This window comes from Novosphingobium aquae (genome assembly GCF_037572715.1).
GTDB classification, from domain to species: Bacteria; Pseudomonadota; Alphaproteobacteria; order Sphingomonadales; family Sphingomonadaceae; genus Novosphingobium; species Novosphingobium aquae.
The window spans coordinates 179,883-194,010 of sequence record NZ_JBBHJY010000006.1 but is presented as its reverse complement, the minus strand read 5'-3'; the positions used below and the strand labels follow the sequence as shown (position 1 = coordinate 194,010).

13 protein-coding genes are annotated in these 14,128 nt (G+C 58.9%); 4 read left to right on the top strand and 9 right to left on the bottom strand.

What is annotated here, in order from left to right:
- Nucleotides 1-22: 22 nt before the first annotated feature.
- From WG900_RS13025 to WG900_RS13015, 3 genes are read right to left on the bottom strand one after another with little or no spacing between them, the layout of a single operon-like run.
- A complete protein-coding gene (locus WG900_RS13025; RefSeq protein WP_339967666.1) occupies nt 23-307 on the bottom strand; it encodes a TehB family protein in 285 nt (94 codons plus the stop codon).
- A 1-nt stretch (nt 308) separates the two neighbouring features.
- On the bottom strand, nt 309-995 hold the full coding sequence (locus tag WG900_RS13020; RefSeq protein WP_339967665.1) for an alternative oxidase: 687 nt from the start codon (nt 993-995) through the stop codon (nt 309-311).
- Nucleotides 992-1,414 carry a group III truncated hemoglobin gene (locus WG900_RS13015; RefSeq protein ID WP_339967664.1) on the bottom strand — a complete coding sequence of 141 codons (423 nt, stop codon included), beginning with the start codon at nt 1,412-1,414 and terminating at the stop codon, nt 992-994. Before WG900_RS13015 ends, WG900_RS13020 begins: the two co-directional genes overlap by 4 nt.
- 86 nt (nt 1,415-1,500) lie before the next feature.
- Between WG900_RS13015 and WG900_RS13010 the strand changes: the two genes are divergently transcribed.
- Nucleotides 1,501-1,965: an Rrf2 family transcriptional regulator gene (locus tag WG900_RS13010; RefSeq protein ID WP_339967663.1), complete on the top strand. Its 465-nt coding sequence runs from the start codon at nt 1,501-1,503 to the stop codon at nt 1,963-1,965.
- A 70-nt stretch (nt 1,966-2,035) separates the two neighbouring features.
- Here the strand turns inward: WG900_RS13010 and WG900_RS13005 are convergent, their stop codons facing one another.
- The 6 genes from WG900_RS13005 to WG900_RS12980 form a co-directional block, all read right to left on the bottom strand.
- Nucleotides 2,036-2,701 (bottom strand): 6-phosphogluconolactonase, encoded by a 666-nt coding sequence (locus WG900_RS13005; protein WP_339967661.1) that lies wholly within the window; start codon nt 2,699-2,701, stop codon nt 2,036-2,038.
- Entirely contained in the window at nt 2,694-4,124 is a 1,431-nt protein-coding gene (zwf, locus tag WG900_RS13000) for a glucose-6-phosphate dehydrogenase (protein WP_339967659.1), read from the bottom strand. The genes WG900_RS13005 and zwf overlap by 8 nt, the downstream gene beginning before the upstream one ends.
- 105 nt (nt 4,125-4,229) lie before the next feature.
- On the bottom strand, nt 4,230-6,686 hold the full coding sequence (locus WG900_RS12995; protein WP_339967658.1) for a TonB-dependent receptor: 2,457 nt from the start codon (nt 6,684-6,686) through the stop codon (nt 4,230-4,232).
- A gap of 241 nt (nt 6,687-6,927) precedes the next feature.
- On the bottom strand, nt 6,928-8,118 hold the full coding sequence (locus tag WG900_RS12990) for an MFS transporter (RefSeq protein WP_339967657.1): 1,191 nt from the start codon (nt 8,116-8,118) through the stop codon (nt 6,928-6,930).
- Nucleotide 8,119: 1 nt separating this feature from the next.
- The gene (locus tag WG900_RS12985; protein ID WP_339967656.1) at nt 8,120-9,148 is read right to left on the bottom strand and encodes a LacI family DNA-binding transcriptional regulator; all 1,029 of its coding nucleotides are present in this window, start codon (nt 9,146-9,148) and stop codon (nt 8,120-8,122) included.
- Nucleotides 9,145-10,158: a LacI family DNA-binding transcriptional regulator gene (locus WG900_RS12980; protein WP_339967654.1), complete on the bottom strand. Its 1,014-nt coding sequence runs from the start codon at nt 10,156-10,158 to the stop codon at nt 9,145-9,147. The genes WG900_RS12985 and WG900_RS12980 overlap by 4 nt, the downstream gene beginning before the upstream one ends.
- A gap of 578 nt (nt 10,159-10,736) precedes the next feature.
- Between WG900_RS12980 and WG900_RS12975 the strand changes: the two genes are divergently transcribed.
- From WG900_RS12975 to WG900_RS12965, 3 genes are read left to right on the top strand one after another with little or no spacing between them, the layout of a single operon-like run.
- Nucleotides 10,737-12,200: a sulfatase-like hydrolase/transferase gene (locus tag WG900_RS12975; protein ID WP_417597837.1), complete on the top strand. Its 1,464-nt coding sequence runs from the start codon at nt 10,737-10,739 to the stop codon at nt 12,198-12,200.
- Entirely contained in the window at nt 12,197-12,370 is a 174-nt protein-coding gene (locus tag WG900_RS12970; protein WP_339967652.1) for a hypothetical protein, read from the top strand. The genes WG900_RS12975 and WG900_RS12970 overlap by 4 nt, the downstream gene beginning before the upstream one ends.
- A 2-nt stretch (nt 12,371-12,372) precedes the next feature.
- On the top strand, nt 12,373-13,992 hold the full coding sequence (locus WG900_RS12965) for a sulfatase family protein (protein WP_339967650.1): 1,620 nt from the start codon (nt 12,373-12,375) through the stop codon (nt 13,990-13,992).
- Nucleotides 13,993-14,128: the final 136 nt, after the last annotated feature.

Genomic DNA, 14,128 nt, shown 5'->3' with positions numbered 1-14,128 from the left:
CCGTGCCTGCGGCCGGCGCGAGCTACTCTGAATCGCTCATCGGCGGCTCGTTGTAGAAGTCTACCTGCATCTTCATGGCCCCAAGCGGAGTCACGAAATGCGGCTGGCCGGGTTTGATCAGCCCGGACCGCGAAGGCGTAAGGATTTGCTCACCCGGCGGTTCGATCATGGTCAGCCGCAGCTCACCCTCGATCACCCGGATCACGCCCCAGACCCCCGTCTTGGTATCGTGCCGTTCGCGCAAGGCTTTCGGCAACGATTGCTCATCGAACACCGGAGTCGATCGGTAGGGCTGCGGCGCGGCCATATCAGGCGACCTTGCGAAGGTTTTCGGCGTGGGCCGGATAGGGCGCGGGGTTCGCCGCGACAGCAATCCCGGCAAGTTCGTTGGCCATGCCATGATTGACATCGCGGTGGTGCGCTTCATCCGCCCTGACCAGCAGGACGACGTCGCGCAACGTCGCGTCGCTGCCGAGCTTCCAGTAGTGACGGGCGATTTCCGGTGCCGGCACATTGGGGCTGCGGCCTTCGTCGATCTCGCGCAGGTACAGCGTGTAGCTGATCACCGCCTCTTCCTCGAAATAGCCGACGATCCGGTGCGCGGTGCGCGGGCTCATCATGTAAAGCGCGAAGAAGCCGAGGTAGAACACCCATTGCACCGCCATGATGACCAGCCGCTCGAACATCGTCGGCTGCGCAACTTCGATGAAGGTCATCAGGTGCATGCGCTCGTTTTCGGCTTCCTCCATAAGGGTACGGATCCAGCCGTTGTCATCGCACATCCGGCGCAGGCAGCGCAGATGATTGACGGTCGCGCCGACCATGCCGGGCACGGCGGCCACGGTTTCGAGCACGATGGCGCGGTGGCCATAGCGTTTGGCGAAAAAGGTATCGGCGCTCCAGCGAAGGGTCTTGGTGAATCCCAGCGCGATCCGGTCGCGCCAGTCGCGAGGGGCGTGATGGATGTCGGTGTCGACAAGGGGGACATTTGTCATGAGATCAACTCGCTCTTGCTGAAGTCAGGGGAATTGGCGGGGGCACGCGGCGGCATGCGGAACGACGTGGCCAGTTGCAGGCTTTCGGCAATGCGCTCAGCCTTGGCCTGAAGCTGCGCCGCGACGTCCGGCTGCATCAGTTCGCCGGTAACCTCGCACCACAGGCCCAGCCAGCGATCGAAATTTGCCGGGTTCATGTGATCGCGATGCTTGAGATGGGCTGGCACCGGCTGGCCTTTGTAGCGCCCGCTCGAAAGCATCACCGACGACCAGAAGGCAGTCAGCTTTTCGAGGTGTTCGCCCCAGTCGCCAATCGCGGGATTGAATATCGGTCCCAGTACCTCGTCGGCCCGCACGCGGGCATAGAACGCATCGACCAGCTGTTTCAGTGCGGCATCATCAAGGGTCAGGTTGCCCACGACTCGCTCCAATCATTCATTTAATTTGAATGTATACGCGTGCATGATAACATGCAAGTTATTTGAATGATTTAGAGAGAGCCCTGATGCGTTTGACCCGCTACACCGATTTCGCACTGCGCGTGCTGCTATACCTTGGTCGCGAGCCGGATCAGTTGGCCTCGATTGCCGAGATCGCTCGCGGCTATGGCGTTTCGCAAAGCCATCTGATGAAGGTGGTCAGCGACCTGGTCGGCGCGGGGTATGTTGAAAGCGTGCGGGGCCGCCACGGCGGCATCCGCCTTGCGAAGCCACCCGCCGAGATCCTCATCGGACCGCTCGTGCGCCATACGGAAGCCGATTTCGATCTGGTTGAATGCGGATCGTGCCGGATCGCCCCGGCCTGCGGCATGTCGAGCATGTTAGACGAAGCGCTCGCCGCCTTTCTGGCGGTACTAGACGGCTATTCGCTCGCCGACGCGCTGGCCCGCAAAGCCGACTTTAGTCACTTGCTTTTTGTCCCGGATGAAAGTGACGCAGATACAGCCGTCGCTGCCAGGACGGATTTGTAGCGGGATAAACATCCCCTTTCCATGATCCGCGGGGTGACGCGTTCGACGATGGGATGGAGTCTTGGAGCGATCATACCGCTTCCGTCGAATGAATCGCGACAGTTCCCTGAGAAATTGACAGAAACGCCCCTAAGGGGCCTGCTGAAGATCGCAGAGCCGCATCGACAACCGCGCGTTTTTCGCTGCCCGAGCACAGAATAATGGTGTGTCGCGCCGAGCTTAACGCAGGAAGCGTCCATGACCAGCGCGGTGCGGATCCTTGCACGTGCGGTAGATCGGGTGCCACTTCTATAATGGGCAAATCACTGCCGAAACCGTAATTGCTCTTCGGGAACAAGGAAGCGATGCGACCATCTTTTTTTATCTCAAGCACCAGCAAGTCGAACGGCATCCGAACCCGGCAGTGTGCGTAGCGATCCTTGATGGGGACAATCATCGCGCGTTCAGCGGGTTCGCCTTCGAATGCACTGCAGATTGTCGAAATATTGGGATAGGCATGGCCCTTCAGGACCTTGCACTCATCCGTGGTTGTCACCGTGACCCGGTCCCAGCGAATTGGCTGGGAAGCCAGCAATTTAAGCATGACATAAAGCGATGGACCGCCTGGCAACACAGCAGACGCTGACCCGGCAAGGGAGCACATACCGAGCCAGTTGGCCGCTTCTTCTGCCACGCACTCGATAGCCGACCCGTGCGAGTCATGTTCGATGAGTTCGATCAACGCCGCATTATTCATGCCAAGACGCACCTTCGCGTTCCGTAAGCGCAATCGCGGCCGACGGGCCCCAGGTGCCGGCGGCATAAGGTTTTGGCTTCAGCCCATGTTCGGCCCAGCTCGCCCGGATCGCGTCAATCCAGCCCCACTGCGCCTCGACCTCGTCGCGTCGCACGAAGAGAGTCTGGTCGCCCTCGATCAGGTCGAGCAGCAGCCGCTCGTAGGCGATGCGCCTGACCGGGCCGGCGAAGGCATGATTCATGCGGATGGCGAGCGGGACCGAGCGAAGTCGGATACCGTCGCGGTCAAGCCCGGGGACCTTCGCCATCAGCGAGAGCGTGATATTCTCGGCTGGCTGGATACCGATGATCAGCTTGTTGGGTTGGGTGCATGCAGCGCGGCTGGCGAAGATCGAGTGCGGCAGACGCTTGAACTCGACGATGATCTCGGTGACGCGCTCGGGCATGCGTTTGCCGGTGCGCAAGTAGAACGGCACCCCTTTCCAGCGCCAGTTGTCGACATGGGCCTTGACCGCGACGAAAGTCTCGGTGTCGCTGTCCTTGCCCAGTTCTTCGCCATAGCCCGGCACAGGCTGTCTGCTGACCGCGCCCTTGCGGTACTGACCGGTTACGGTTTGGTCTGGATCGACCAAGCGCAGTGCACGCAGGACCTTGACCTTTTCGTCCCTGATCGCGGTCGCATCATAATTGCTTGGCGGCTCCATCGCCACCAGCGCGAGCAGCTGGAGGATGTGGTTCTGGACCATGTCGCGCAGCGCGCCGATGTCGTCGTAATAGCCAGCGCGATTTTCGAGGCCAACTGTTTCAGCCACGGTTATCTGGACATTATCGATATGGGCCGCGTTCCACAGCGGCTCGAACAATGCGTTGGCAAAACGCAGTGCGAGCAGGTTCTGGACCGTTTCCTTGCCGAGGTAATGATCGATGCGGAATATGCGTTCTTCCGGAAAGGCCCTGGCAACGGCATCGTTGATCTGGCGGCTGGTTTCTAGATTGGTACCGAGCGGCTTTTCGAGGCCGATGCGTACCCCTTCCCCAGTCAGGCCGGAGGCAACGAGCCCTGAGATCGTGGGCTCGAACAGGCTTGGCGCCGTGGAGAGAAATATCGCCAGCCCCTTGCCAATCGGCCCGACTTTCTCCGCCAGAGCTGCGAAGCCATCGTTATCGTTGGCATCGAGCGGCTGATAATGCAGTCGGTTGAGGAATTCCGCCATTGATCCCCGGCGTTCGGCGGGAAGATACTTCTCCAAGGCCACCCGCGCGAACTGGCGATAGCCGGCATCATCCAGATCGTGCCGGGCAGTCCCGACAATCTTGAGGTTCTCGGCGATCAACCCATCCGCCCCCAGCGCCCACAGCGAGGGCAGCAGCATTCGCTGGGCAAGGTCGCCAGTGGCACCGAAGAGCAGGAGTGTGTCGTTCAAGACCGTGTCCTGCCCCGGTGCATGGTTGTTTAGAAAATTTGGAAGATTCGGAAAAGGCCGGGGGTGATGGGGCTACTACGCCCCATCACCCCCACTGCATGATCCTCAGAAGTTTACCCGAACACTGCCACCGACATAGCGGTTGGCATCTCGCGGCAGACCGGCCCGGTACCCACCGCCCAGCGAAGCGGCCTGTTCCAGGATGCTGGAGTAATAACGCTTGTCGAACAGGTTCTTCACAAACACATTCACTGACAAGCTGTTGGACGCATTGGTCCAGCCCGCAGAGAGATCCACTATGCCATAGCCGCGCTGAACGGTTTGCGGATCGCTGTCAGTCCCAAAGTTGAAGCTGCTCTGGAAGCGGACATCAGCCCCGAAGTCCAGCCGACTGCCGTTGTCCAGGGTCGGCCTGTAGCGGGCCGAAATGTTATGCTGCCACTTGGGCGCGCGGGCCAGCGGACGTCCGGTGGGATCCAGGAATTGCGATGTGCCCGGAACATTCGCGGGATCAAAGCATTCCGAGGTCCCCAGCAAGGATGTCGGGCAGGGAAGGATGTTGGTTCCAAAATCCTTGTAATAGGCATCAGTGTATGAACCGGCATAAGTCAGAGACAAAGCCTCTATCGGGGTTCGCCACGAGATGTCCCATTCGGCCCCGCGCGATTCCACGCGTCCGGCATTGATCGTTGCGTTTTCGACATCATCGAAGACACCATCGCCATTCAGATCAACAAACTTGGAGACGCGCTCCTGGAAGCCATCGATCTGGAGCAGGAACCCGGTGAGATTGACGGTAAGCGTCCGATCAAAGAATTGTGAGCGCAGACCGATTTCACCCTGACGCGAATGTTCCGGTTCGAGATAGTCCGATCCGCCAACCGAAAGTGAAGTCGGCGTGGAACCTCCCGTGTCGTTGAACGTGGGGCCCTTGTAGCCGGTCGAATAGCTGCCGTAGATATTGATGTCCGGAGTAAAGAAGTACTGGGCACCGACGCGGGCAATGAACGCGTCATCGAGACGAGAATTGCGGAACGGATTGGCCAGCGACGTCGTCGGCGCCTGGCTGCTTGAGAACCGGACAGACGTGCGTTCTTTCAGATAGCGCGCGCCGGCGAACGCCTTGAGCTTTTCGCTCAGGTTGAAGTTCACATTGCCGAATATGGCCCCATTCTCCCGCTTAACCGCAGTCGAGAAATCATTGACGGTGTTATACGGATTGACGCCGGCACCCTGACAGTCGGTGACCTTGAGGGTGACCGGATCATAGTAGGTCAGGCTTGAGCTGTGAGTTCCGCCATTGTCCGGCGTGAGTGTACCCAATTGGGTGCAGACTTCGTTCGCGGCATCGCGGGATGTGTTCGCGCGGTAGTAGAAGGCACCCAGAATAAAGTCGCCCCAACCCCATTTCGGCGAGGTCAGGCGAACCTCCTGTTGGATCGAATCCGCATTTACGAATCCGGCAAAGCGCTTGGGTCCGGCGATAATCGGAAGCGCATCACCATCACGCGCCTCATCCAACCGGTTGTTGCGCAGGAAGGTCTGCGAGCGAAGTTCGAAATCGCTGAACGAATAGGCGATATCGGCGGAGATGCCCTTGTTCTTGATGTTGGAGTATTGCGCCGAGTCCGCAGATGCCACGTCGGCCTCTGGCCCGATGGGCTGACCAAAGCTCGTCAGAAGGTTACGAATGCTCGTCCCCGCCGCGGTGTTGGCAACGGACAGACGGATGGTGCCTGTGCCGTTTGCCTTGCTGCGGGAATAGTCACCGCGCAGCAGGATTGACAGGTTGTCGGTCGGCTCGATCAACAATTGTGCCCGGACACCCCATGCGTTGGTCCGTGTCAGTCTGTCACCGCTCGGTGCGGCGTTGTCGAGCCACCCCCCGATGTGTTGATAAAAGCCATTGACGCGCAAGGCAGCCTGGCCGCCGATGGGGACGTTGACGAAACCTTTGGCGGTTTGCTCATCGTGCTGGGCAACACGAAGTTGAATCTGCCCAAGGGCATCGTTCAGCACCGGTCGCTTGGTGATGACAGAAATTGCGCCGGCTGACGTGTTCTTGCCAAACAGTGTGCCCTGCGGACCGCGCAGAACCTCGACACGTTCGACGTCGGCAACACTCTGCGTAAGCGAGGTCGTACGGGCATAGACTTCGCCGTCGATAATGGCCGACACGCTGGGCTCGAAGCCTTCGGAAACCCCGTTGCTGCCAATCCCTCGAATGGAAATTGACGAGGTGCGGGCTTCGTCAGACTGCTGGAATACCACCCCTGGAAGCTGGAGCGCTGCATCAATTGCACGATCGATGCCCTTGACGTCCAATTGCTCGCCGGTGATCACGCCAACCGAGACGGGAACTTTCTGGAGGTTCTCGGCACGCTTCTGGGCCGTGACGATGATCTCGCCGGAATTTCCGGCTTCTGCAGCCTGGGCGTCTTCGGCTGGAACCTCGGTTACAGCTGCTTGCGAATCCTGAGCCTGTGCAACATTCGCATTTGCAACAGCACCAAACGCAACCCCAACCAGCAGGTATCGCGATAGCTGACAAAACGGCCTCATGTAGTCCTCTCCACTTCGGTTTGCTCGCCGGAACCGATTTTGCGGCCCCCGGACTGTCCACTTCAATTCCTGCCATCCAATTAGACAGCGCTTACCCAACGAGGAGAACGTAGCGCGACTCGAAGAGCCGCGATTGAAATCAATCCTCGGTGCGGTGCGCCATTCTATGAGACAGCGGCGAACTTAGCAACAATCTTTTTATCCTATTTATCATATGATTGTGGCTTTGACAGCGATTACTCTATTTTGGGCCTGCTCTGTCGCGCCGGGCTTCGGCCAAGAGCGCGGTTCCGGCAAGGTGGGCGATCGCGACAAGAGAGAATGCTGCCGCATAGCCTCCCGGGCCCCCGATCAAGATACCGACAATCTGGAGGGTGACGAAAGCCAGCAGGTGCCCGGCAAAGGCGGAAATGCTGGCAAGTGTGCCGGTATAGGCGTGGAAGCGGTCCTCACATATTATCAGAAATATGCGCGTGGAGACGACCTGATGCGCAAAGAGGGCAGCAGCCACGAAACAAACTGACCAGGCCAGGGACCTGCTTTGATCCGCCATGGGCAGGATCATCATGACGACCACGTAACAAGCACCTGTAAGAAGGCCTTTTATCCGAAGCGCCTTGGGTGCCGTGAGGCTGCCAATCGCTGCCGCAGCAAAGCACAGAGATATGGCACCTCCCCATTCGAGGCCATCAGCATCAAACCGGGTCGCAAAGAAATCAGGCAGCCAATAAAGTGCTGCCCACCATAGCTGGTCCGTCAAAGCCTTTGCACAGATCAGGCGCCATACATCCGTTGTCCAAGGCATGCTCTCTCGCCGGATGGCGGCAACAGGAGCCGAAGAGTAGTGCTGCCCTCTGGTCGCCCAGGCCCACCAGATAAACCAGCCGAAGCCACAGATTCCGGCAATGGCCGCGGCCCCTCGCCAACCCCATATCGCTGCGAGCGCGGGAACCGCCACTGGGCCAACAATAGCGCCGGCACATGCCGCGAGGTTTATCCCGGCGATAGCGGCAGGACGCCAGACTGGAGGCAGGGCAACAGAACACAGTCGCAGCGCGGCGGGGTTGCCGATCGACTCGGTCGCGCTCAGCAGAAGTCGCAAAAGACAGAATGCTACGATCCCACCGGCAAAGAGCAGGCCGAAGGTCAGCACACTCCAAACAAGAACGGCCAAGGCCAAAGCCCAGCGCACTGCCAACCGATCAACAATCTGCCCAGCCGCCAACAGACTGATTGCTCCTACGAGCTGCGACGACGCAGCGAGCTGGGCATATTGGAAATCCGACCAGCGAAACTCGGCGTCGAGAACTGGCTTGAACAATGGCAATAGCTGCTTGTCGACGCTCTTCAGGAAGAGTGCGAGAAAGATACCCAAGGCGACAATGCGAGCGCTTCTGGACCCGGCCGACCAATCGGCGCGAACCTTGAACATGTCAGCTACCGGGTGCGGGAGACGCTGTCGTTCCTCCCGGCGTGATCTCGGCGGCGAACCGGGAAGGGGCAGGCACCTCATCACCAATATATTCAGCAACAGTGAGCAGCCTGCGGACAGCCGTTTGCGCAATGAGCGAATAGGAGAAGCCGACTGTTGTCAGCGGCGGCCAGACAAGTTGTGTCAGATTCGAATTTCCGAAACTGCAAACGGACAACTGGTCCGGAATTGACAGACCTTTTCGTCCAGCAAAGGACAGGACACCCAGGGCCATTTCATCTGATGCTGCAAAAACCGCAGTTGGCCTAGCGCGGTTCGATGACAGAAGCGACGCGGCATAGGCCCCCGAAGCGAATGAACCGTTGCCATGTTCGACAAGAGAAGGATCGAAGGAAATGCCTGCGTTACGCAGCCCTGCCTTGTATCCATGCAAGCGAAGATCCTCGGTTTCGGGCCCTTCCTTGTCCCGGATGAACCCGATTTCGCGGTGCCCCAAGGAAACCAGATACTGGACCATCTTCTGCGCTGCATCCGCATCGTCTAGTAAAACCTGACAGGACGAGTTTCCGAGCAGACGTGTAGACAGGCGTGCATAGCGAACACCTCTCGAGTCGAGCCGCTGGATCAGTGGAGCATTGTCCGCAACAGGGGGAAGCAGGATCAGGCAATCGGGCCGCGACGTAGTCAACAGCGCCTCCACGGCTTCAACAACTGCCAACCGACTACCGGTAACTGCCTCGACAATGACATGGCGCTGTTCACCGGCAGCAGAAGCAATGCCGTGTTCGATGTCTATAACAAATTGCGATGCGGCCTCATCGAAGACGAGAGCCAGAAAATGGGATCGTGAACTGGCAAGATTGCGGGCGTCGCGATTAGGCCGATACGACAGTTGCCTCACGGCCTCACGTACTTTCTCACGGGTGGCCGCGCTTACTCCGGTTTCGTCATTGATCACCCGCGAGACGGTCTTGATAGCCACCCCGGCTGCCGCTGCGACTTCATAGATTGTTGCCTGTTTGCTCTTCACGGCACGGACCTGGCGAAACCTGTTGAACCCCGGATGACGAGCTCGGGCTCCATCGGCAACCTTGTTGGTGAAACTGCTTTTTCGGCCAACAGCTGGGCGACCGCCGCATCTGCCATTTCGCGAACCGGCTGTCTGACTGTCGTAAGCTGAGGTCTGACAACTCGCGCGGCAGGGCTATCGTCAAACCCCATCACCGAAACGTCGTGCGGAATCCCAAGACGAACCTGGTTGGCTGCTGCAATCACCCCAAAGGCCATTTCGTCATTGGCCGCAAAGATAGCAGTTGGACCCTCATCGTGGCCCAGCAGTTCCATGCCGTGATCGAGGCCGGATTTGAATGTGAAGTCGCCCAGGCGAATGATCGCGGCCACGGGCCTCGATGAACTCGCGATTGCTTCCTCGAAACCGGCACGACGCTCGGCTGCAGCAGGGCCTCTTGCGGGGCCACCGATGAAGGCAATCCGGTCATGTCCGAGGCTTAACAGATGCCTGGTGGCGGCCCTGGCGGCGCCGCGGTCATCAATTCTGATTGACTGCGTTGACGGCCGATCAGCACTCGGGGCAATTCTAACGCAGGGCACGCCGCGACTGACCAGTAAATCGACTACTGCTCGATCTTCGCACAAGGGAGGCGCCAGAATGGCACCGTGCAGGCGGGTCGCGTCTAGCAAACCCCTTACCCGCTCAACCGCATCAACCCCGTCACCGACGGATTTGATAACAAGATGATACCCGCTTTGCCGGCATCGGTGTGCCGCGCCGAGCTGAAGCTCGAGGACGTATCCAGCGTTCTTGTTGTCAAAGATCAAGGCTATCAAAAAGCTCTGGGAACTGGCGAGTGCACGTGCCGAGCCATTCGGAGAATAGCCGAGCTGCGCGGCAACGGCTTCCACCTTGGCGCGGGTGGATTCCGAATAGCCACTGCCTTTGTGCCTCAATACGCGCGATACGGTCTTCGCCGACACCCCGGAAATCTGAGCAACCTTTTCAATTGTTACGCTTGAATTCACAAAGCCGCTCCCTGCCGGAAAACCGGAGAGTGAATTCCGAACCCGATCTGTTGCCAGCCGGGCACCTTATACCAATTCATGCCCCCCACCTCACGCTCACCAGATCAAACGCACCCCCGAAGCAACGCCGGACAGGAACGCAACATTCTGTTCTAACCAAGCCCCGCATTGCAGCAAGTGGCGAGACCTCTGGCCGGGCGGTCTTGCTTGCCGGCAAGTGGGACAAGATCAACAGGCCGACTTGCCGTTACACGAATCCGGCTCACGAAGCACTGCACCAGCAGACCGCCGCATCGCTATAGACAGCGCTTACCTTATATGCAATGAAATAGGCTATTGGAAGCGGTCGGATTCGAACTGACCCTCACCGGGAAGTTAGGGAGAGGAGTTCGATGAATCTGCTAAAATCCGCATTATTCTCAGCAAGCGCGCTGTATGCCCTCGCCAGCCTCCAAGGACCTGCAAACGCGTCACCCGGCCGGATCCAAAGAGTTGACAGCGCAGAAACACGTCCAATTTCCCCGGTTGACCTGAAGACAAGGGCAAGACCTAACATACTGCTCGTCCTGGCAGATGACATGGGTTATTCGGATCTCGGGATGTTCGGAAGCGGCATCCGGACGCCAAACTTGGATTCGCTTGCCCGCCGCGGCCTGCTCTTCACCCAGTTCTACAATGAGGCGAAATGCACTGAATCGCGAGCCGCCCTGCTCTCGGGCCGTCCATCACGGGCCGTGCTTGCGCGCGCACCGTTAGACTCGAACGTCGACAGCCCGCTTGCACCGGAAATTCCCACTCTTGCAGAGGCGCTACAGGCCCAGGGTTATGACACTTACATTTCGGGCAAATGGCATTTGGGGGAAAGACCGGACCAATGGCCAGACAAGCGGGGTTTTGCTCACAGCTTCAGTCTTGTGACCGGAGCATCCAGCTATTTTGAAATGCGGATGCGCGAGGCCCAGGACGATCCTGCACAATCGAGCTTTTGGCCCTCCAAGCCTTTCATGATCAAGGACGGCGCCCGTTGGCCGATCCCGCAGAGCGGCTTTTTCATGACCGATGCGATCGCCGACACGGCGCGCGAGATGATCAGCGAGCACTCCAGGCTGGACAGTGGCAAGCCATTCTTCCTCTATCTGGCGTTCACAGCGCCGCATTTTCCCCTTCATGCGCCCGCCGAGGATATCGCCCGGTACAAGGGGAAGTTCGACAGTGGATGGAGCACCTGGCGTGACCGCCGGCTGACTGCCATGAAGACGGCGAAGCTTCTTCCTCCCGGAACGAAACTCGCCAGTATGCCGGCGTCGATCCCGGGTTGGGAGACCATTCAGGACAAGGGGGAATGGGCACGGCGAATGGAGGTGTTCGCCGCTCAACTCGACCGGCTGGACAAGAATCTGGGCAAAGTCATTTCCGAACTGAAAGCGACAGGACAGTACGACAACACGCTCATCCTGTTCCTGTCTGACAACGGCGCGGCCTCGATGTCGCCGGAGGCAATGGCCCGGGATTTCGGTTATGTCATACCCGGCGCCCAGATTGGTTCACGCGAAAGCAATACTGCTTATGGCGAACCTTGGGCCGCGGTTTCGAACACGCCCCTGCGAAGCTACAAGCAGTCACTGTACGAAGGCGGCATGCGTACGCCGATGATTGCCTTCTGGCCCGAGGGACTCAAACGACGCGGCACGACAAGCGTGCCCGGCCAGATAAATGACCTCTTCCCGACGCTTGTCTCGCTTGCCGGAGGAGATTCGGTTCCTGCCGCGACAAATGGGGTCAATCTTGCTCCCTTGTTTTCCGGACGACAGGTTCCTTCTGCTGAACGTTTCTGGGCCTACCGCGCATACCGCGCCGTTCGCCTTGGTCAGTGGAAGGCGGTTTCTCCGGACAACGGGAAGACCTGGCAGTTGTTCAATCTGGCAAACGATGCCGGCGAGAACATGGACTTGGCCGGCTCTCACCCGGACCGGGTGAGGTCCATGGCCTCCGACTGGATGGCCTGGTCCCTGGCGGCTGGAAAACCCTACGAAAAGAAGTGAACGATGGACCGGCAAAAGCGCTTTCGCACCGGGTCCGCGCCGCCCCGATTGCCATGCGGTCGCAAGCCGGTGTCGACGTCGCCGCGAACCGCGAAACCAGTTCGATGACCGCGCCGGTTTCAACAGTTTCCGACACCACACATGATCGTCTCCGGATAGGATTTTCCTGACCATGAAATTCTTCAAATCGATGTTCATCTTCGTTGCCATGGCCGCAGCTTCCACCCCGACACTTGCTGCGCCAGGCGAGATGACGCAGCCCGCCAAACCCAACATCATTTTCGTACTCACCGACGACCAGCGCTTCGATGAACTGGGGATTCTGAATCCGAAATTGCACACGCCCAATCTCGACAAGCTCGCGAAGGGGGGCATCTATTTTCGCAATGCCGTGGTGACAACCGCACTGTGCTCACCGAGCCGGGCCTCGATCATTACCGGACGGTACATGCACCGGCACGGCGTGGTCGATAACAATGCGCCGATCGCCGCAGGAACGCCGCTTGTCTCTACGCTGCTTCGCAACCAGGGCTATGATACCGCCTTCGTCGGGAAATGGCACATGGGCGGCGAAGGCGACGATCCGCAGCCGGGGTTCAACCACTGGGTGAGCTTTGCCGGGCAGGGCAATTACTGGCCCGATCAGATCGTTGGCGAATCTGCCAACAATGCGCAGGGCAATGTTCTGAATGTTGACGGCAAGCACGTGCCGCAGGCCGGCTATATTACCGACGAACTGACGAACTATGCGCTCGACTGGCTGCGCACCGGCCGCGATGCAAAGAAGCCCTTCTTCCTCTACCTGAGCCACAAGGCGCTGCATGCCGACTTCAAACCGGCAACGCGGCACAAGGGGCAATATGCCAAGACCAGTTTTCCTGACCCGGAAACCATGGCCGATACCCCGGCCAACTACGAGGGCAAGCCGATGTGGGTGCGCAATCAGCGCAACAGCTGGCACGGCGCGGACTTTCCCTATCACGGCAAGCTGTCAATGGAGGCCTATCGCCGATCCTACGCTGAAACCCTTTCGGCGGTGGATGAGAGTGTCGGGCAATTGCTGCAATATCTCGAGAAGAACCATCTCGACAAGAACACGATCGTCATTTTCACATCCGACAATGGCTTCATGTTCGGCGAACACGGCTTGATCGACAAGCGCAACGCATACGAGGAGTCGATGCGCGTGCCCCTGCTGGTCTATGCTCCGGGGTTCATCAAGGGCGGCCAGGTTCGCGATGAAACAGTGGCAAATATCGACTTTGCACCGACCTTCGCCGAGCTCGCCGGCGCGAAGCCCGGGCCCGGTGCTTTCGATGGCCAGAGCTGGTTGCCGATCGCCACTGGCAAGGCTCCTTCTGACTGGCGCAAAAATCTGCTTTACGAATACTACTGGGAGTTCAACTATCCGATGACTCCCACGACCTTTGCGTTGCGGGGCGATCGCTACAAGCTGATCCAGTATCACGGCATCTGGGATCTTGATGAGTTGTACGATCTTCAGAAGGACCCCCGCGAGACCCGTAACCTGATCGATGACCCTGCCTTGCTGGAGACCAAGATCGCGATGCGACAGCAACTCTACGACATGCTGGGCAGCAATGGACAGCACACCGTTCCATACACCCGCAAGTTCAACAGCGGTGCCGTATTCCGCGACATTGGCGGCCCGCCGGCTGCCACCTTTCCTGAACGCTGGATGCGCAAGCCCGGCGATCCCGATCTCGATCAGCATTTCCTGCCCGACAGCCCCGAAAAGCTGAAAAAGCTCAAGAGTCTGGAAAAGTACTGATGCACAAATCTGTCCATGTCACAGCAGCCCTGTCTGCAGTTATGGCCCTGGCCGCGTGCAATCGCGATGCCCCTGAAAAGGTTGGACAGAATGCGGCGGTGCGAACAAGTTGCGGCTCCCCCGCTGCGGCAGAACC